Source organism: Paenibacillus nanensis (assembly GCF_003583765.1).
Lineage (GTDB): Bacteria > Bacillota > Bacilli > Paenibacillales > Paenibacillaceae > Pristimantibacillus > Pristimantibacillus nanensis.
The window spans coordinates 19691-37966 of sequence record NZ_QXQA01000009.1 but is presented as its reverse complement, the minus strand read 5'-3'; the positions used below and the strand labels follow the sequence as shown (position 1 = coordinate 37966).

The window sequence follows — 18276 nt, the reverse complement described above, 5'->3', positions numbered from 1 at the left end:
TTGAAGTTTACGGACGGTCAGGGAGGCGGGAATCCATTGTCATCAGAGCTGAAAAACGAAGTGGATCAAAAAGGGAACAGTCCATTAACCAGAAAACAAGTGATGACGGTTGTATGGGTTGTGTTAGCTGTGCTTGCAGCAGGCGGCATCCTCTTCTCCGTTCTTGTGTTCTCGCTGGGCAATCGAGCCCCGCGCGCAGACGCGCCGCTAACGGCCATCACGCAATACAGCTATGAGGCGGCGGAGGCGTCTAACGGGCTGAAGCTTCACATTCTGAAGACCAAGCCGGCTTATGTGACGCTGGAGGTCGTGAACGAAAATGTGACGTTGACCAATAAGGTTGGCATTAACGGCGGATTCTTTTACGGAGAATCGTTGATCAGCATGGGCGTCGTGAACGGTTATGCGGTTAACGGGGATATGAACGGCTACGGCAGCGGCGGGGAAAATCTGAAATATGCGCGAGGCACCCTTGTATGGGATGGAGCATCGGATACGTTAAGCGTCCAGACCGTCTCGAAGGCGTCCGAAGTAAAGGTGAAGGATCATTCCCGCTTCTGGGCGCAGGGCGGCATTAGCATGAGCTTGTCGGACGATGAAGCTTGGAGGAATATTGCGGAGGCGGAGCATGCCCCCTTCCCGGACGATCTTAGGCTGCGGTCCGGCGCGGTGTACGACGGTGCGGGCAATTTGTATCTGGTCGTCAGCGAAAACGGCGGCACGCTCGAAGCGTTTCGCAGCGCGGTTATCGAAAAGGTTGGTGCCGGAGAGCTTGTCGACGGGATATTTTTGGACGGGGACGGATCTTCTCAGCTGCTGAGCAAGGAAATGTCGCTCGCTGGCGATAACCGGCCCGTGCTGCAGATGCTTCGCATTACGAAGTAACAGAAGCAAAAAGGGGTAGTGTCGATGAAGGCTTTGCCGATTGACGAGGTGCTGCCGGCGCTGCTGGCGGCTCTAGACAAGGGCGGCAACGCGGTGCTTGTAGCCGAGCCCGGCGCAGGGAAAACGACCCGGGTGCCGCTTGCTTTAATGGAGCAGAAATGGCTTGCCGGGGGTAAGATTATTATGCTTGAGCCGAGACGGCTTGCGGCGCGTTCCGCGGCTGCGTACATGGCGGAGACGCTTGGGGAGAAAGCGGGCGAGAGGATCGGCTATCGTGTTCGGATGGACGCGAAGGCTGGACCGCGGACCGTTGTTGAAGTGGTGACGGAGGGCGTCCTTACCCGGATGCTGCAGGCGGATCCCGCGCTCGAAGGCGTCGCGGCCATTCTGTTCGATGAATTTCATGAGCGTCATTTGCACGGCGATCTTGGTCTTGCTTTAAGCCTGCAGGCGCAGTCGCTGCTCCGCGAGGATTTGCGGATCGTCGTCATGTCGGCGACGCTCGACGCCGCTCCTGTCGCGGCGCTGCTTGGCGGAGCGCCGGTCATTCACAGCAAGGGCCGCGCATTTCCCGTGGACACCCGGTACGCGGCGCTTAGACGGAACGGACCGCTGGAGCCGGCTGTCGGCAAAGCCGTGCTCGAGGCGCTGCGGGAAGAGCCCGGCGATGTGCTCGTCTTTTTGCCGGGCGTTGCCGAAATCCGCAGAACGGCGCGCTGGCTGGCCGAAGCCGGATTGCCGCCGGGCGTCCGGACCGCAGAGCTTCACGGCAGCTTGCCGCTGGAAGCGCAATCGCTTGCAATTGCGCCTTGCGCAGCTGGCGAACGAAAGGTTGTGCTGGCCACGTCGATCGCGGAATCCAGCTTGACCGTTGAGGGTGTCCGCGTCGTCGTGGACAGCGGCTTGATGCGGGTGCCGCGGTTTTCGCCGCGAACCGGACTAAGCCGTCTGGAGACGGTGCAAGTATCCAAAGCGTCCGCTGATCAGCGCCGCGGCCGGGCGGGAAGGCTTGCGCCAGGCGTCTGCTACCGGCTGTGGACCGAGGCGGAGCATGCTCATCTGCCGGAGCAGGGCAAGCCTGAAATTATGGATGCGGATCTCGCGTCGCTAGCGCTGGAGCTCGCCGTCTGGGGCGTCAAAGATCCGCTTGAGCTGAATTGGCTGACCCCTCCGCCGGAAGCCGCTTTTGAGGGAGCGTTGACGCTGCTCCAAAGCATTCATGCGCTTGATGCTGCTGGAAAGCCGACGGTAAGCGGAGAACGCATCGCCAGGCTGGGGCTGCATCCGCGGCTTGGCGCGATGCTATGGGCGGCAAGAAGCGACGGAGCGAAGCTTCGGCTGGCCTGCGAGCTTGCCGCCCTGCTCAGCGAGCGAGATATGCTCGGTTCGCAGCACAACGTAGATTTGCAGCTTCGGGTGGACGCGCTCCGAAGCGCCGGGAGAGAGGCTGCCGCGCAGCGGGTGAAGGCGCAGGCGGAGCAATGGCAGCGGATGCTCGAAGCGACGCTGCGGGAGGACGGCTTCGCAGGCGAGGCGGCAGGCGGCGGCCGGGAGGTCACGCTTGGAGCGCTGCTAGCAAGAGCTTATCCCGACCGAATTGCGCAGCGAAGGCCGGACGGCCGGTATTTGCTCGCGAACGGGAGAGGCGCAGTGCTGCCTGAACAGCAGCCGTTGTCCCGATTCGCATATCTCGTCGTCTGCGAGCTGGACGACGCCGGATCGGAAGGTAGAATTCGGCTGGCTGCAGCAATCGAAAAGTCGGAGCTGGAGAACGAGCTCTCCGAATATGTAACGAAGGAAGAGGCCGTGGAGTGGGATCCGGCCGCTGCCGCGGTTCGCGCAAGACGAAGGCTGCGGCTCGGCGCCTTAACGCTTAGCGAAGGGCCATTAGAACGGCCGGATCCGGAGCTGGTGGCCGATCAGCTTCTGCAGGGCATTCGGCAGAAGGGGATCGAGTCGCTGCCGCTCGGGAAGAGCGGAGCTGGACTGCTTGCCAGAATGCGGCTTATGCAGCGCCATTCCGGAGATTCCGAATGGCCGGACGTATCGGAAGAGGCGCTGCTGGATACGATGGAGCAGTGGCTGAAGCCGCACGTTTACGGGCTCAAAAGCTTATCCGATTTGAGCAGGCTGCAGATGACGGGGATTTTAACCGGACTGATGAGCTGGAAGCAGTCGCAAGAGCTGGACGAGCAGGTGCCGACTCATATCGTGGTGCCAAGCGGCTCGCGCATCCCGATCGATTACAGCGATCCGGAATCGCCGGTGCTGGCCGTCAGGCTGCAGGAGATGTTCGGCTTAAAGAAGACGCCGAGCATTGCCCGAGGCAGGCTGCCTCTGACGCTGCATCTGCTTTCTCCGTCACAACGCCCCGTACAAGTTACGCGCGATTTGGCGAGTTTTTGGGAGCATGCTTATTTTGATGTCAAGAAGGATTTGAAAGGGCGTTACCCGAAGCATTATTGGCCGGACAATCCGTATGAGGCGACGGCGACGAATCGAGCGAAGCCGCGTTCCTAATGGTCTGACCTTCGAGAAGGAGAGTGAATGGATGTCGCTGTTATATATCGTATACGGTTACCTGATCGCGATGAACCTGTACGCCTTTGCGCTGATGGGCATGGATAAGCGGTTCGCCAAACGCAGAAAGAGGCGCATTCCGGAACGGCGTTTCTTTATCCTCGGTGCTATCGGCGGGGCGATCGGCGTATGGTATGGGATGAAAGTGTGGCGGCATAAGACGCAGCATCATTCGTTCACTACAGGTATTCCGTATTTAGTCGCGGTTAATATTATCGCGATTATTGTCATAACAGGATTATGGGGAATGAATGGCAGAGGTTAACGCTACAAGAGGAAATCATACATGAAGCTGAGTCCTTAGGGTCTCGGCTCTTTACGCTTGGGAGGGAATGAAGATGTCGCAAAAGACGATTCAGCAAGAAGAGCAGGAGCGGTTAAACGCGGCGCTGCAGGATATCGAAGCTCAGCTTCGCGCGATCGGTCCGCGCTATACGGGCAACGATTTTACGGAGCAGATGCTGGACCTCCAGCGGGAGGAACGCAAAAATAGGCTCGAGGTAGCGAGGCGCGAGCCTTATTTCGGCCGGATCGACTTTCAGGAGCTAACGAATGACGGCAAAGGCGATGCCGGAGAACCGAAGCCGCTGTATATCGGGAAGGCCGGCGTCGCCAAAAACGGCGGGAACGAGCTGCTCGTCATTGACTGGCGCGCTCCAGCCGCCAGCATGTTTTATTCCTTCACAGGCGGCGATGATCCGGCCGGCTATGCATCTCCCGACGGCGAAGTGTCTGGCTACGTGCATTTGAAACGCAACTTCATGATTCGGAACGGCGAAATCGTAAGGCTCGTCGACAGCTATGTTCGCGGTCAAGAGGAAGGCGCCGTATCGGATGAATTCCTGTTGTACCGGCTGGGTGAAAACAAAGACAATAAGCTGCGCGACATCGTCTCGACGATTCAGGGCGAGCAGGACCGTATCATCCGCGCGGAGCGGAACAAAGCGCTGTTCATCCAAGGTGTCGCGGGCAGCGGAAAAACGACCGTCGCGCTCCATCGGCTCGCGTTCCTGCTCTACCAATATGAAGGACGGATCCGTGCAGAGCGGATGATTATTTTTGCTCCGAACCGGATGTTCCTCGATTACATATCCGGCGTGCTGCCTGAGCTAGGCGTCGGCGATATTGGACAAACGACATTCGCGGATTGGGCGCTCGAGCTGCTGGAGCATTCGGTCCGGCTAAGCGATCCGTCCGAAACGATGGCCTATTGGTTCGAAGAGAAGCGGACGAAGGAAGAAATCGAGCAGTCTTCGGGACGGTGGAAGGGAAGCCTCGCCTTCAAGGATGCGATTGATAGGCGGCTTGCCGAGCTGCAAGGAAGCATCGTGCCGGATACGGCGTTTGTCCCGCTGGACGGATTCACGTTGAAGCCGGAGACGATGCGCGAATGGTATGAGACGGATTACGGCGAAGAAACGGTTATGGTGAAGCGCGACCGGCTCGCCAGCCGAATCAAACGCTGGCTGGAGTCGGAGCTGAAGCACCGTGGCGTTGCGGATAAAAAGAAACGTTCCGCGGCGATGGCGAAGCTGAACAGCTATGTGAAGCGGATTCCTGCGTTTACGGCGCTGCAGCTGTATGCTTCGTTGTTCAAAGGCAAAACCGCGCTGCCGGATGTCCCGAAATCGCTGGCGAAAGCAACCTCCGAGCGGCTTGGCTCGGGGCTTGCCGGAGCCGAGGATTTGGCGCCTTTGGCTTATATCCAATTGAAGCTGTACGGCTTGAAGGTCCCGCCTTTCGACCATATCGTCATCGACGAAGCGCAGGATTATTCGCCGTTTCAGCTGGAAACGCTCCGGCTGTGTCAGAGGACGCCGTCCATGACGGTGCTGGGCGATTTGCAGCAAGGGATTCACGCTTACGCGGGAATTCAGAGCTGGAACGAGCTTATGGACTTGTTCCCGGACGGCGACACCGATTTCTTCGAGCTGAACCGAAGCTACCGGTCTACGATGGAAATCATCGATTTCGCTAACGTCATTTTAGGCGGCATGACCGGAGGCGTGAAGCCGGCCGTGCCGGTGTTCCGGAGCGGCGATCCTGTCCGGACGGAGCCGGCTGCCGAGGATAATTGGCTTCAGTCGGTCGCATCGACGGTAACGGAGTGGCAGGCTAGCGGCAGCTATGACACCATTTCCGTAATCGGGCGGACTGCGCGCGAATGCGAGGAGATTCATCGCTACCTGCTCTCGCAAGGGCTCGAATCCTCGCTCGTACAAAGCAAGCAGCTGACTTATGGCGGCGGGCTGACCGTCGTGCCCGTATACTTGTCCAAAGGGCTCGAGTTCGATGCGGTCCTCATCGCGGACGCGGGCAGCCGAAACTATGAGACGATCGACGCGAAGCTGCTGTACGTCGGCTGCACGCGCGCGCTTCATAAGCTGAAGCTGCTCTACCGCGGCGAGCGTACGCCTCTCTTAGAGGGATGGGAAGGTTAAGCTGAATCGAACGATCCAAGCTTGGAAGATCGCTTTTGTCTGCCTGATTTTGCAGACGAAAGCGATCTTTTTTCATGACTGCCTATAATCTTGCGCGTGCTCAAAAACTTCGGGGTATGCTATTCTATTGAAATGACACTTGCAGAGATGAGGGAATCATAGACGTGGATTTTCGTATGCATTATTTATCCTTTTATGTGATCCAGACAGACGGAGAGCAGTCGGCGGCTTCTTCCGGGAGACGGTTTAAGCATTTCCAGACGCTGGACGAAGAAGATTACGAAGACAGCGAGATCAAAAGGTTTCTTGACGAAGAGTTTGTACGAATCGTCAAGCGGAAGGTCGAGCGCAATCCGAATACGGCGAACGCGCCGACCAAGATCGGCCGGTTTATGGTGGAGCCGGGCTATGAGCTCGGCAGCAACCAGAACTATAACCTGTTCCAGCGGCTTCGCGAGGCGGACAGCAAGGACCGCTTTCTCGGAATTGCGGATGAGCTTGTCCGTATTTATATGGATACGAGCGCAGTGCGGGGAGGGGCGTTTATCATTGCGCTCTCCACGCTGAACACCTTCTTCAATGAACCGTTTCTGTTCCTGTTGAAATGCGATTTCGAGCCGAAGATTGCCCGGATCGCGGATGAGCGCAGCCTTATAACGCAGGTCGATATGGCGATCAGCGCGCGCAGTATTAAATCGATCCAGTATCCGCATATGCCGGAGGAAGGCATGCTCGAGCATTGGGAGCTGAAAATTCACCAGGCATCCCATGCGCGATATTTTGAAGACTTCTTGAAATATGTATCTTACGAAAAACCGCTGCCGGAAGTCATCGGCGAGCAGGTCGTCGAGATGGCGCATCAATATATTGCGGATAAATGGCAGGATGACGAGACGTCTGCGGAACGCAGCGAGGAGTTAAATGCGCTGGAGGTGTGGGCGGCCAGCGAGAAGCGCGAGCTGCAGGAATGGTGGACGCAGGCGCAGGTGGAGTCGGCGTCGGCCGCGCTTGTGGAGCAGAAGCCGGATCTGCCGTTTTCATTCAAGCTGGATGGCATAACGGTCAAGGGCCTGCTGTCCGAATTCGGCGCAAGCCTTCACTTTGCCAAGCATAACGGGCGTTATGTGGTCGTGATCGAAGGCGGTCAGTTCCAATTCGATCGCGGCATGTCGCCGATCGAGCTGCTGCAGCCAAGAGATCTGTCGGAAGTGCTGCCATTGATCGGGACGAAGCGGATAGCGGAAGAATCAGCGACGGCAAGTGTTTTCCCGCCATCCACTTCAGCGGATAACGGCAATACGCCTCCATGGTGATTCTTAAGGGCGGCGAACCGCATCGAAGTATGAGGGAATCGAATAACGGTTAGGCTGATAGCGAAGGGGGACTCTCTTGTGGCGCTTAAGCTGATCTTATTCGTTCTTTTGCTTCTTTTAACGGCGTTTTTTGTTGCGACGGAGTTTGCCATTATTCGGATGAGAGCAAGCCGCGTACAGCAGATGGTGGATGAAGGACTTAAAAATGCGGCGGCCGTTCAAAAGGTAACGACGCATCTTGACGGTTATTTATCCGCCTGCCAGCTCGGCATTACAATTACCGCGCTAGGGCTCGGCTGGCTTGGCGAACCGACGGTGGAGCAGCTGCTGCATCCTGTTTTTGAATGGTTAGGCATTCAAGGAAGCGCAGGCTCCGTCATTTCGTTTTTTATCGCGTTCGTGGCGGTTACGTATTTGCATGTCGTGCTGGGGGAGCTGGCTCCGAAAACGATTGCCATCATTAAGGCTGAGCAGATCAGCCAGATGACGGCTCCGCCCATCATCATTTTCTACAAGGTGATGTTTCCTTTTATCTGGCTGCTGAACGGATCTGCGAACAAGCTGGTTCGATTGCTCGGCTTTCAGCCCGCGAGCGAGCATGAGGCGCACTCCGAGGAAGAAATCCGGTTTATTTTGAACGAAAGCTATGAAAGCGGCAAAATCAACAAAAGCGAATACGGCTTCGTCAATCGCATCTTTGCATTCGATGAACGACTGGCGCGGGAAATTATGGTGCCTCGCACGGATATGGTCTGCCTCTTCGTCGATCACACGCGTGAGGAGAATATCGAAATAATCCGCAGGGAGCAGTACACCAGATTCCCTCTTGCCAAGGGCGATAAGGACAATATTATCGGGATTCTTAATACGAAGCATCTATTTCTGCAGGATTACGACGATCGCGAGGTTGATCTTCGGAGGCTCGTTCAGCCTGCGCTATCGGTCCCCGATGTGATGCCGATCAGCCAATTGCTGCGAATGATGCAGCTCGAGCGCGTGCATCTCGCGATCTTGCTCGACGAGTATGGCGGGACTTCCGGACTGCTTACGATTGAAGATATTGTGGAGGAAATCGTCGGCGATATTCGGGACGAATTCGACGCGGACGAAGAGCTGGAGATTGAGCGGCTGGAGCATGAGCATTATTTGGTGGACGGGAAGGCTCTTATTAGCGAAGTGAACGAAGCGGCCGGACTGAGTCTGGAAAGCGAAGAGGCGGATACAATTGGAGGCTGGCTGTATCAGAAGCAGCCCGGGCTGCCTGAAGGGGAGAGATGGACCTTCGGCAACGCAACCTTTGTGGTTAAGGAAAGAGACGATCACCGGATCAGGAAGATTGAAATCTATACCGATTCGGCAGGCAGTGAAATGAATGAATATGGTCATGCATAAAAAAGGCATCCGTCTGCCCAACTGGGAAGCGCGGATGCCTTTTTCAAGTCTAACTTAATCACGCAGCAGCTTCCGGTCAACGACAAACGGACCGAACGGGAGAACGGAGGCTACGCAAGCGGCTAAAAACTTCAGAATGGACCAGCGGTGCTTGATTGTAACATGAAGGACGGCTAGCAGATATAAAACGAATAGTCCTCCGTGCAAGCCGCCGACGATCGTTACGACCTCCGGAATATCGGCCCAATACTTAAGCGGCATTGCAATAAGAAGCAGGATTAAAAATGAGAGTCCCTCCAGCCAGCCAATAAGGCGCAGCCTGCCAATTGCGGTTTTCAACAAAATGGTTACCCCTTTCCAACAATCCTTCATCAGAGGAGCTCGTCCTCATTTAGGTCATTGTACGAGATGAAGCTGTGATTTGTCTCACTTTTTACAAATCGTTCACATGTTGTAACCTAACTTATCCATCTAACGTCTCATGTAAGAGGGGTTGAAAGGGGGACGAACGATTGATGCTGTCTAGTCGCAAGTGGATATGGTTTGGAGTGGTTATCTCTGTTCTATTGGGGAGCGCGGCGCTGAAGCCGGAGGCGGCAAGCGCATGCAGCTGCGCCATCGTCTCGAATGTTCAGGAGGCGAAACAGAGCAGCGATGCGGTATTCGACGGTACCGTCATCGGCAAGAAAACGGCCTCGAAGCTGTTTGCGAGCTCGTCGGCCGATCCGGTTACGTGGACATTCCAGGTCAATGAAGTATGGAAAGGCAAGGTGGCGCCGGTTCTCTCGGTTACGTCCGCGGAATCCGGAGACAGCTGCGGCTATGAGTTCCGGGAAGGACAGCGTTATGTGGTTTACGCGAGAAAGACCGGCGAAACGCTCGACGTCAGCTTGTGCAGCCGGACGGCGCTTTACAGCGCGGCGGGACAGGATTTGGCCGATTTGGGGGTCGGCTCCGTACCGCCGCAGCAACCAGCTGCCGCAGCGGATAGCCAGTCGGGATTTCTTCTATGGTGGCTTCTGCTTTTAGCCGCAGCCGCTGTCCTAGCTGCAATGATCTACTACAAACGCCGGAGCAAGAAGCAGACGTTCTAGATCAAAAACATCGCGACGATGGTTGTGACCACGAGTCCGATAAGCACCGGCTTGAAGTTGCGGCGCGCCAGCTCGAACGGGCTGACGCCGCATATAGCCGCAGCAGGGATCAGCGCCCAAGGCACCAGCGTTCCGCCGCCGACCCAAATGGCGGCGACTTGGCCAAGAGCGGTTAACGTTGCGGTGCCGGAGCCGATCGCGGTGCCGAACAGCTGCGCGATGGAGCCGGCAAGCGAAATGCCGGAGAAGCCCGAGCCGTCAAGGCCAGTCACGGCGCCTACAAGGGAAAGCGTCACCGAGCCGACGAAGCCGTTCACCGGCACTTCATGCGCTAACGCGACGCCGAGGTCGTTCACGATGCCGTTCGACGCTTCGGGCAGTACCTTCTCTCCGAACAAAGAGAAGAAGCCGGCGTCTCCCAGATAGAAGAACGCGGCGATCGGAATGACAGGACCGAATACGCGGAAGCCGAACAAGAAGCCTTCAATCAAATAGCCGGTTGTTTTCTCCAAGCCTTTGCCGCGATAGGTCATCATCGTTACGGCCAGCATAATGAGAATAGAGGTGCCGCCGACGAGCGCGGTTGCGTCGCCGCCTTGGAGATTAAATGCGAACATGGCAACCACATTTAGTGCATAGAGCACCGGAATGATGACCGCGAGAATCCGTTTCGAGGCTAGGGACAACACCGCATTGTCATCCGAATCGGCGCTGCCGGTGATCGCTTCTTGATGGTCGATTCGCTCGATCAGGCCGTCATTCCATTTGCCCGTCCGCATATCCCGCTTCATCATCCAGAAAGCTGTCGCTGTAGTAACAAGTCCCATCACGATAACAAGCGGGATGCTGGCTTGCATCACTTCGCTGACGGGAATGCCTGCCGCGTCCGCGGTTAGTTTCGGCGCGCCTTGAATGATGTAGTCTCCGGATAACGCGATCCCATGTCCGAACAGGTTCATGGCGACGGCGGCGCCTAACGCCGGAAGACCTACGCGCAGGGCGACCGGCAAGAGCACTGCGCCGATCAGGGCTACTGCGGGAGAAGGCCAGAAGAAGAACGAGGTGATCATCATTATGAGTCCGATGCCCCAAAACGCGAGTGTAGGCGTTCTCATAAAACGGGCGAATGGCGTTATCATGACCTCGTTAATGCCGGTCCGAATTAAGATTCGGCTCATGGCCACAATAATGGAAATGATAAGAATGGTGCCGATCAATTCTTTTATCGCATAGATAAAGCTGTTGAAGATCCCGCTGACCGAGCCTTCAATCGTGAGCGTAGCGAGTATGCCGATACCCAAAATGCCTGCGATGCAGACAAGCGTCGTGTCGCGTCTCAACAGCATAAAGCCGATAATCGCCACGACAAAAATTAGGTAAACCCAGTGAATTGCCGCTAACTGAATGACCATAAAGATCAACCTCCCAGTGTCGCGACAGCCTCTCTTCTTTGGCTATCGTATAGTAATGTATGCACGAGAGGACATAGGCGTTCGGCGCGTGCGTACGGCTTGTCAGCCTTTTGCCTTGCGCGGGAATAATTGGCTATGCTATCCTACTAACATCGTTATTTCGTTCAGGAGAGAAGGGCAAAACTATGCTAAAAATCGATATTAAAAACGCGTCGATGACTTATTCGAAGGAAGACGGCTATGTCGGCAAGGTGCAATTCGGCGTCGAGGGTCATGAGAATGAATACGAGATCACTCTGCACAGCAAGCGCGGCACGGATTGGGGCTACGGATTATTCTTCCTGCATGAATCAGGGAAGGAAGAGCAGCTGCTCGCGCTTGAGGACGAGCTGGAAGAGGATGACGAGCTGTTCGATACGCTCGTTGAAGCAGCTAAAGCGAAGCTGGAGCAATAAAGCCCGTCACATAACGAAGCCCCTGCCTCAGACATAACCGAAAGGCAAGGGCTTCATTCATTGTTATAAGGACCGGCGGACCGACTCTTTTTCGTCCGCTCTTTTGTTTCGAATATATCGGTAAGTCAGGTAGCCCAACGCGGCAGCCGCCAGTGCGGCCACGATCCAGATTCCGTACTGATAGATCGCGTTCGCGATGTCCTGTACTTTGTTCCCGACGAACGTGCCTAGAATAAAGTAGAATAACGTCCATACAAAAGCCGACGGGTATGCAAACAACGCAAAACGTCCAAATTTCATCCGGTTCATGCCCATGACATAAGGCGTCACATGGCGAAGGAAAGGCAAGCATAAGCTCAGGCTAATCGCGTATCCGCCGTATTTTTCGCTTAGCTCCTCGGACCGTTCGATGAAACGGCCGATATTTTTTTTGCTGCGAAACCAGTTCGACAGCTTGCTTCCGGCAAACCGGCCGATGCTGTACCCGAAGGTCATCGCGGAGCAAATGCCGAGACAGGTCATGATAAAAGCGGGGACGGGGGACAGCAGTCCGTCCGCCGATAGCGCCCCGCCGGTCATGACAACCGCCTCATTCGGGATGGGCAGGCCGATTAGACCCAGACATAACACAAGGAACAAAGCCGCGTAACCGACCTGCTCGATAATGGATAATAATAGTTCGTAAGCCATAGCGGAACTCGCTTTCTCATTAGGTTGTAAACGAATACGTCAAATTTAAACAATCTTATCTAGGGTAACATATTTCGACGAATATGCCCACTTTTCCAACATTATCCTCCGCTGGTGGTCATTTTAACCATTTCGTAACTATTTTGACAAGCTGCGACGCTATAATGAAATGTAGCTTACGCGCTTGACGAAGGAGCGGAACGGTAATGTTGACTTTCCAGAAAAAAGTTGCGGTTCTCAAAAACTGCGAATCCATCGTATACACAATATGCTTGTCGATCCTTACGGATGAACATTCCGCTTGCGAAATGGCGAAGCGGGTTTTAATCGAACTGTTCAAGGATTCAGAATTTTGGATGAGGGAAGAGAAGGATAGGCAAGCTTATATTAGCAGGCTGTGCATGAGACGATGTTTTCCTCCAAGTATGCACATGCATGCCGCAGCCGCTTCAAGCTGCGTTTCCTAAAAGAATGTACGAGTCAGAAGGAAGCAGGGTTGCACTGAAATGAATGTTTTTTACAGCTCATCCGTTCTCCAGGCGGCAATAGAATGGAAATTGAAAGCATTTCTTGTCTACAAGAAGGGAGAGTTGCTTGGGGAATGGTATGAAGACGGCAAAGACAGCATTGGGCCTTTGTACTCTTGCACCAAAAGCGTATTATCCGCGCTGATTGGCATCGCGCTGGGACGCGGGGAGATCCATAGCCTGGATCAAACGATATCCGATTTTTTGAATGACGAGGGGATGCCATGCCCGGAAGCGGGCGGCCAAATTACGATCCGTCATTTGCTTACGATGACGCCGGGCTTTGACTGGCCGGATTTCGATAAGCCTTACAAAACGCTTCGCGCTTCGCAAGATCCGGTCTCCTTTACGCTATCCCGGCCGGTCATCCATACTCCCGGACAAGCTTTTACTTACAATTCAGGCGGTTCTCATCTATTATCGGCAATTCTGACAAAGGCGACAGGCCAGTCTGCGCTTGAATACGCGAAGGAACGCCTGTTCCGTCAGCTTGGCTTCAGCGCCGCCAGGTGGTCCGAGAGGGACGGCGTCAGCGAAGGAGGAACAGGCTTGTCTTTGTACGGCCGGGATTTGGCTAAGATCGGGCTGCTCTATATGCAGAATGGCAATTGGGAAGGCGAGAGGCTGCTTCCCGGGAGCTATGTGAAAGCGTCCACCGAGCAGAGCCATCGCGCCTTGCTTCATTACGAACCGCCGATCTATGGGGGATACGGCTACCATTGGTGGATATCCCCCAAAGAGCATAACGGCTGCGCCGATTGCTACTTCGCATTTGGGCATGGAGGGCAATATTTGATGAATATACCGAGCCTGGATTTAACGATTGTGATTCGTAAAAAAATTACAAAACGGAATGACGCCATTTGGTCCAGACGGTTTATTTTCGAATATCTCGTTCCTCGATCGCTTGAATAAGCTCCCGAATCCGTTCATTTGCTTGGCCGCGGTATTCACCGCCATGGTGGCACAGTACGGTGTCGATATCATAATTCGTCAGCTGCCTCAGCGACTCCAGGGCTTGGCCGTAATCGGAGCACTGAGCCGGATCTGGGAATTCCAGCTGACCATCGGCTACTCTTAGCGCATCTCCCGCTATCAAGGTTTTGGAGCTGGGGTGGTATAAACTGATATGTCCCGGAGTGTGGCCGGGTGTAGGAAGCACGAGCAGGCCGCCGCAATAGGGCAGAAGCTCCATATTCCGGACCTCGGCATCGACCTGTACTTTAGGCGGATTCTCAAGCGTCTTGCGAAATGCCGCCTTCCATTCCGGGGGCACATTGTCGGGCAAGGACGATACGGCCATATCGACGGCCTCTGGAGTCAGCTTCAGGAGCATGAGGTCGCCTTGAATGTAAGGGATCTCGATCGGATGCGCCAATACTTCGGCATTCCCGCCTGTCTCCTCCTTCAAGGAGGACGCGCAGCCGATATGGTCCATATCCTGATGCGTAATAATGAGTTTAGTGACGCGATCCGTACCGAGTCCGAGCTGATGGAAGGCGTTTTTGAGAAGCGGCAGCTGTCCCGGATAAGCGGTGTCAATGAGCACGATGTCGTTGTCGTCCCAAATTAATGTGGGATAAACCGTCTCGATACGGTTCATCATGGGAGCTGAAATGGCAAGCGATTGAATGTTTGCAGTTGGCATACGAAATCCTCCATTCCTTTTTGCGCGTATTTGATCAGGGCGAAGGATATCGTATCAAATATAAAAGTAATCGTAAATACCGTAACTTTATATCATACCACAAAAATTTTTATTTGTCAATAATCATTTTGTGTAGGTGATCGACACGAGATAGGCTTGGTATGATACAGAAATAAAGCCTATTTTCTCTATCGTGCGCTGCAAGCTAGGAATCTTTTCCTAAAACGAATAAAGTATGATAATAGGGCTTTCTTGCTTTATCCAATAGTTGTATAATCATGGAAGAATCTTTACTAACGAGACCCGGCCAACTTTGATCTGATTCATGGCCGGGTCGTTTTTTTATTACAGATTGGGGATTGTGATGGGGATGAGCATTCAAGCAATCAATCATTTGTGCTTTTCAGTTTCGGATTTGGACAAGTCGATCGAATTTTATCAGAAGGTGTTTGACGCAAAATTAAAGGTAAGGGGTAAAAAGCTGGCGTACTTTGATTTAAACGGACTATGGCTCGCATTGAACCAAGAGGATATCGACCGTCATACGGGCGCGCGTTCCTATACCCATATTGCGTTTACAATCAGCGATGAAGAGTTCGAGGTGGTGTCGCAACGATTAGAGGAGCTGCAGGTCGATATGTTTTCCGGCAGACCAAGGGATGTTAGGGATAAAAAGTCGATTTATTTCACGGATCCAGACGGGCATATGTTCGAATTCCATACCGGGACGCTGGATGACCGGTTGAACTATTATAGATCGGATATGAATCATATGATCTTTTATGATGAGTAGGTAGCTTCGCCCGGCTGAGTCCGGGTTGTTTTTTTGCGCAGGACGCTCGTTGCTGGGGGGATGGGATCATGGTGTTTACACTTTGGCGTTCAAAAATTAGAGGCCGCAGTTCAAGGCCAATGCGAGTTTTGGCAGGGCTTCTGCTGCTTCTCGTTCTATTGCCCCTAAGCGCGTTATCGAGGCCTGATACGGCATATGCCTGCGATTGCGCGATACCGGATAATGCCGCTGAGGCGCTTCAGGAGAATGCCGCCGTTTTTACGGGTAAGGCGCTCGCGATGAAAGGAACGAAATGGACGGGACAATATGACGATGAGTTCGACGCCGTTCTATTCGAAGTGGAACGGATATGGAAAGGCGTCGAGCAATCGCAAATCATCGTTTATAACCCGATTTCCAGCTGCCAATATGATTTCAAGACGGGATCGTCCTATTTAGTTTACGCGAACTTGAACGGCGGAGAATGGGTTGTAAGCAACTGCAGCCGAACGGCTGAAGTGACGCAGGCCAGCTCCGACATAAGCGAGCTTGGTTCTTCCGTCCCGCCGCGTCAGCAGGTGAATCTGCTGACGACTTTCCACGCGTCGAGCTGGTTTAACATAGGTGCTGTAACCGCCCTTGCGATTGTCCTGATATTGGTTCCGCTTGCGTTTCTTGTGTATCGTTACCGTACTGGAAGGGAATAAGAGGAGCGTTTGAGAGAGGGGCTGGCTCGGGTTGTTATTGACGAGAGACATTGCGGTGCTACTGGAGCAGTCGGAGATGGACTATATGAGGGATCGGATGAAGGCGATGATGGAGATGCCGGGTAATCCCAACGGGGCGGAAATGAGGGCGTTCAACAGCGCGCTTGCTGTTTACTGCCGGTCTATGCCTTGGCCGATGTTCAACAACGTAAAAGGAAAGCTGGAGCCGGAGCAGCTGGAGCCGATTATCGCGTTTTATAGGGAGCGTGAAAGAGTCTTTGAATTTCAAGTGATGCCGAAGCATGCCGACCCTGAAGTGCTAATCGAGCTTGCACGGAAGGGCTTCTATCAATCGGGCTTTCACTCAACGCTATTTACGGAAGCGCAACCAATCGAAGCGGCGCTCCCGGAGGGTATTACGATCCGCGCCCTGCAAGATCATGAATTTATGCAGTACGCCGCCATTCACTGCGAAGCGACAGGGTTGCCATTGGAAGGCCAGCATTACGTCGCCGAGAATAACCGAATTGTTGGCTGCCGGCCGGGATGGCGGTACTACATCGCCTTATGTGATGATGAACCGGCTGCTGTTGCCGTCATGTATGCGGAAGGAAAGGCGGCATCCTGCACATTTGCGGCCACATTGCCGAAGTTTCGCGGCCGAGGACTTCAGCTTGCTTTGTTAAGAAGAAGAATTCGCGATGCGTACGCGGCGGGCTGCGAGCTTGTTGTGGCGCAATGCGCGTACGGCTCAAGCAGCCATGCCAATATGGAGCGAGCAGGGATGCGGCTCGGCTATACGAGAGCGACTTGGAAGCCGTTGGTTACATAGTTTACATAATACTGATTACGTAAACATATAGGAATGAAGTCGCCGACGCAATTTAACAATTATCGACATGTATTTTTTAGTGATATTAATAATTAGTGATATTAATTAATTTGCATTTGGAAAGGAGTTTCCCCTATGTCCATTCAGGAACTGGAGTTCAGGAAGTTTATCGTGGAGGCTAAGCGGGCCGCCTATGCGTCCGGCAGCCATGCAAATGCGCTGCCGACGAGACCAGGCGCTAAGGATCTGCCTTACCGGAACGGCGCTTATGCGTATCTGGACAGCTATTACGGTGAGCTTCATTTCTCCGGACAAGAGGTTGTGTGGCATGAAGAAAAGGCGAAATGGTCAATGAATTATTATGGGACCACACTGGACCCGATTGCCGGTTTTCCGGAGTTTTTGAATGAATGCTTGAAGGAGGTTAGCGTGGATGCGCCTTACCGCGGGCCTGCCTTTCGGAAATATGAGGATTTCGAATATCATTGCGACTGGTCAGGAGACTGGACCCGGTTTAATGGGGAAGAGCGGATCACTTACAAAGGAAAATTTATATTTCACCTCTTCTTCCACGGCGGCGTTGTCGCATACCTGTAGCCTTTTGTTGCGGGAGGAGCTTTCTCTATGTCAAAATAGGGGAAGCGATGAGCGGCTTTCAGCCATTATTATACGAGAAGAATCGAGGAGCGACGTTGAAATTTAGACCATGCATTGATTTACATGACGGCAAAGTGAAACAGATTGTAGGCGAAACGCTAAATGATAACGCCCTTGTCGAAAACTTTGTTTCTTCCCATGATTCCGGCTATTATGCGGAGTTATTCAAGCGGGATGGATTGACCGGCGGGCATGTCATCATGCTGGGACCGGGCAATGAGGCGGCGGCTGAGCAGGCGCTTCGGCGGTACCCGGGGGGCCTGCAGATCGGCGGAGGCATTACAGCGGACAATGCGGCCGCTTATCTCGAGATGGGCGGAACGCATGTCATTGTGACGTCCTATATATTCAAGGACGGGAAGCTGAATGAAGACAACTTGAACCGGATCGTCGCGGAAGCGGGGAAGGAGCGTCTTGTCATCGACCTTAGCTGTAAGGCAAAGGACGGCAAATGGTATGTCGTGACGAATCAATGGAAGCAATTCAGCGACTTTGAAGTCAATGAAGCCAACATTCGCGCATTAGAGAGCTGCTGCGACGAGTTCCTCATCCACGCGGTCGATGTTGAAGGGAAACAAAGCGGCATTCAGGAATCGCTTGTGCAAGATCTTGCGAAATGGGTGAGCATTCCGACAACTTACGCGGGCGGAGCAAGATCCATCGAAGATATGAAGCGTTTCCTGGAGCTGTCGGGGGGAAGGCTGGATTTGACGATTGGCAGCGCGCTTGATATTTTTGGCGGGAAGCTTTCGTACGAGGAAGTTGTGAAATTTAGCCGCGAAATAGAAAAGTTGACGAAATAATAATTATGTAAACTAGTTGAGATCTGTTTTAAAAAGATCGGCCCCGCACATCCCTATTGGACGCTGCA

At 53.9% G+C, this 18276-nt stretch carries 18 protein-coding genes; 14 read left to right on the top strand and 4 right to left on the bottom strand.

From position 1 onward, the window contains the following. The first annotated feature begins 36 nt into the window (after window positions 1–36). The 6 genes from D3P08_RS14825 (at window position 37) to D3P08_RS14800 (ending at window position 8611) form a co-directional block, all read left to right on the top strand. Window positions 37–885: a hypothetical protein gene (locus D3P08_RS14825; protein WP_119600481.1), complete on the top strand. Its 849-nt coding sequence runs from the start codon at window positions 37–39 to the stop codon at window positions 883–885. Window positions 886–909: 24 nt separating this feature from the next. Further along, window positions 910–3405, top strand: a complete 2496-nt coding sequence (gene hrpB, locus D3P08_RS14820) for an ATP-dependent helicase HrpB (RefSeq protein WP_119600480.1) — start codon at window positions 910–912, stop codon at window positions 3403–3405. 31 nt (window positions 3406–3436) lie between these two features. After that, entirely contained in the window at window positions 3437–3730 is a 294-nt protein-coding gene (locus tag D3P08_RS14815) for a DUF1294 domain-containing protein (RefSeq protein WP_119600479.1), read from the top strand. Window positions 3731–3803: 73 nt separating this feature from the next. Beyond that, the gene (locus D3P08_RS14810) at window positions 3804–5906 is read left to right on the top strand and encodes a HelD family protein (RefSeq protein ID WP_338068725.1); all 2103 of its coding nucleotides are present in this window, start codon (window positions 3804–3806) and stop codon (window positions 5904–5906) included. A 164-nt stretch (window positions 5907–6070) separates the two neighbouring features. After that, the gene (locus D3P08_RS14805; protein WP_240647544.1) at window positions 6071–7219 is read left to right on the top strand and encodes a DUF3900 domain-containing protein; all 1149 of its coding nucleotides are present in this window, start codon (window positions 6071–6073) and stop codon (window positions 7217–7219) included. Between the two features lie 78 nt (window positions 7220–7297). Then, on the top strand, window positions 7298–8611 hold the full coding sequence (locus D3P08_RS14800) for a hemolysin family protein (RefSeq protein WP_119600477.1): 1314 nt from the start codon (window positions 7298–7300) through the stop codon (window positions 8609–8611). A gap of 54 nt (window positions 8612–8665) precedes the next feature. Here the strand turns inward: D3P08_RS14800 and D3P08_RS14795 are convergent, their stop codons facing one another. Next, complete coding sequence (locus D3P08_RS14795) at window positions 8666–8953, bottom strand: DUF3817 domain-containing protein (protein WP_162848491.1); 288 nt, start codon at window positions 8951–8953, stop codon at window positions 8666–8668. A 170-nt stretch (window positions 8954–9123) separates the two neighbouring features. Between D3P08_RS14795 and D3P08_RS14790 the strand changes: the two genes are divergently transcribed. After that, window positions 9124–9705, top strand: coding sequence for a hypothetical protein (locus D3P08_RS14790; protein ID WP_147381811.1), 582 nt, complete (start codon window positions 9124–9126; stop codon window positions 9703–9705). Here the strand turns inward: D3P08_RS14790 and D3P08_RS14785 are convergent. Continuing rightward, a complete protein-coding gene (locus tag D3P08_RS14785) occupies window positions 9702–11117 on the bottom strand; it encodes a hypothetical protein (RefSeq protein ID WP_119600475.1) in 1416 nt (471 codons plus the stop codon). The two genes, D3P08_RS14790 and D3P08_RS14785, sit on opposite strands and share 4 nt — an antisense overlap. A gap of 185 nt (window positions 11118–11302) precedes the next feature. On the opposite strand from D3P08_RS14785, the gene D3P08_RS14780 reads away from it, so the two are divergent. Beyond that, entirely contained in the window at window positions 11303–11572 is a 270-nt protein-coding gene (locus D3P08_RS14780; RefSeq protein ID WP_119600474.1) for a hypothetical protein, read from the top strand. A 63-nt stretch (window positions 11573–11635) separates the two neighbouring features. Here the strand turns inward: D3P08_RS14780 and D3P08_RS14775 are convergent, their stop codons facing one another. Further along, window positions 11636–12262, bottom strand: a complete 627-nt coding sequence (locus D3P08_RS14775) for a DedA family protein (protein ID WP_119600473.1) — start codon at window positions 12260–12262, stop codon at window positions 11636–11638. Between the two features lie 506 nt (window positions 12263–12768). Here D3P08_RS14775 and D3P08_RS14765 point away from each other — a divergent pair. Then, entirely contained in the window at window positions 12769–13704 is a 936-nt protein-coding gene (locus tag D3P08_RS14765) for a serine hydrolase domain-containing protein (RefSeq protein WP_119600471.1), read from the top strand. Here D3P08_RS14765 and D3P08_RS14760 read toward each other — a convergent pair. Then, complete coding sequence (locus D3P08_RS14760) at window positions 13667–14437, bottom strand: MBL fold metallo-hydrolase (RefSeq protein ID WP_119600470.1); 771 nt, start codon at window positions 14435–14437, stop codon at window positions 13667–13669. The genes D3P08_RS14765 and D3P08_RS14760 overlap by 38 nt on opposite strands. Before the next feature lie 370 nt (window positions 14438–14807). Here D3P08_RS14760 and fosB point away from each other — a divergent pair, with 370 nt between their 5' ends. From fosB to hisA, 5 genes are all read left to right on the top strand, one after another. Further along, complete coding sequence (gene fosB / locus D3P08_RS14755) at window positions 14808–15230, top strand: metallothiol transferase FosB (protein WP_119600469.1); 423 nt, start codon at window positions 14808–14810, stop codon at window positions 15228–15230. Between the two features lie 119 nt (window positions 15231–15349). Then, the gene (locus D3P08_RS14750) at window positions 15350–15916 is read left to right on the top strand and encodes a hypothetical protein (RefSeq protein ID WP_119600468.1); all 567 of its coding nucleotides are present in this window, start codon (window positions 15350–15352) and stop codon (window positions 15914–15916) included. 31 nt (window positions 15917–15947) lie between these two features. Further along, entirely contained in the window at window positions 15948–16748 is an 801-nt protein-coding gene (locus D3P08_RS14745) for a GNAT family N-acetyltransferase (protein ID WP_240647541.1), read from the top strand. Between the two features lie 135 nt (window positions 16749–16883). Beyond that, complete coding sequence (locus tag D3P08_RS14740; protein ID WP_119600467.1) at window positions 16884–17345, top strand: DUF5680 domain-containing protein; 462 nt, start codon at window positions 16884–16886, stop codon at window positions 17343–17345. A gap of 95 nt (window positions 17346–17440) precedes the next feature. Further along, window positions 17441–18208, top strand: a complete 768-nt coding sequence (hisA, locus tag D3P08_RS14735; RefSeq protein WP_119600657.1) for a phosphoribosylformimino-5-aminoimidazole carboxamide ribotide isomerase — start codon at window positions 17441–17443, stop codon at window positions 18206–18208. Window positions 18209–18276: the final 68 nt, after the last annotated feature.

Bases quoted from the DNA above. Each gene is read 5' to 3' on its own strand.
- hrpB (WP_119600480.1), top strand. From the start codon at position 910: ATGAAGGCTTTGCCGATTGACGAGGTGCTGCCGGCGCTGCTGGCGGCT.
- D3P08_RS14815 (WP_119600479.1), top strand. From the start codon at position 3,437: ATGTCGCTGTTATATATCGTATACGGTTACCTGATCGCGATGAACCTG.
- D3P08_RS14810 (WP_338068725.1), top strand. From the start codon at position 3,804: ATGTCGCAAAAGACGATTCAGCAAGAAGAGCAGGAGCGGTTAAACGCG.
- D3P08_RS14785 (WP_119600475.1), bottom strand. From the start codon at position 11,117: ATGGTCATTCAGTTAGCGGCAATTCACTGGGTTTACCTAATTTTTGTC.
- D3P08_RS14780 (WP_119600474.1), top strand. From the start codon at position 11,303: ATGCTAAAAATCGATATTAAAAACGCGTCGATGACTTATTCGAAGGAA.
- D3P08_RS14775 (WP_119600473.1), bottom strand. From the start codon at position 12,262: ATGGCTTACGAACTATTATTATCCATTATCGAGCAGGTCGGTTACGCG.
- D3P08_RS14765 (WP_119600471.1), top strand. From the start codon at position 12,769: ATGAATGTTTTTTACAGCTCATCCGTTCTCCAGGCGGCAATAGAATGG.
- D3P08_RS14760 (WP_119600470.1), bottom strand. From the start codon at position 14,437: ATGCCAACTGCAAACATTCAATCGCTTGCCATTTCAGCTCCCATGATG.
- fosB (WP_119600469.1), top strand. From the start codon at position 14,808: ATGAGCATTCAAGCAATCAATCATTTGTGCTTTTCAGTTTCGGATTTG.
- D3P08_RS14750 (WP_119600468.1), top strand. From the start codon at position 15,350: ATGCGAGTTTTGGCAGGGCTTCTGCTGCTTCTCGTTCTATTGCCCCTA.
- D3P08_RS14740 (WP_119600467.1), top strand. From the start codon at position 16,884: ATGTCCATTCAGGAACTGGAGTTCAGGAAGTTTATCGTGGAGGCTAAG.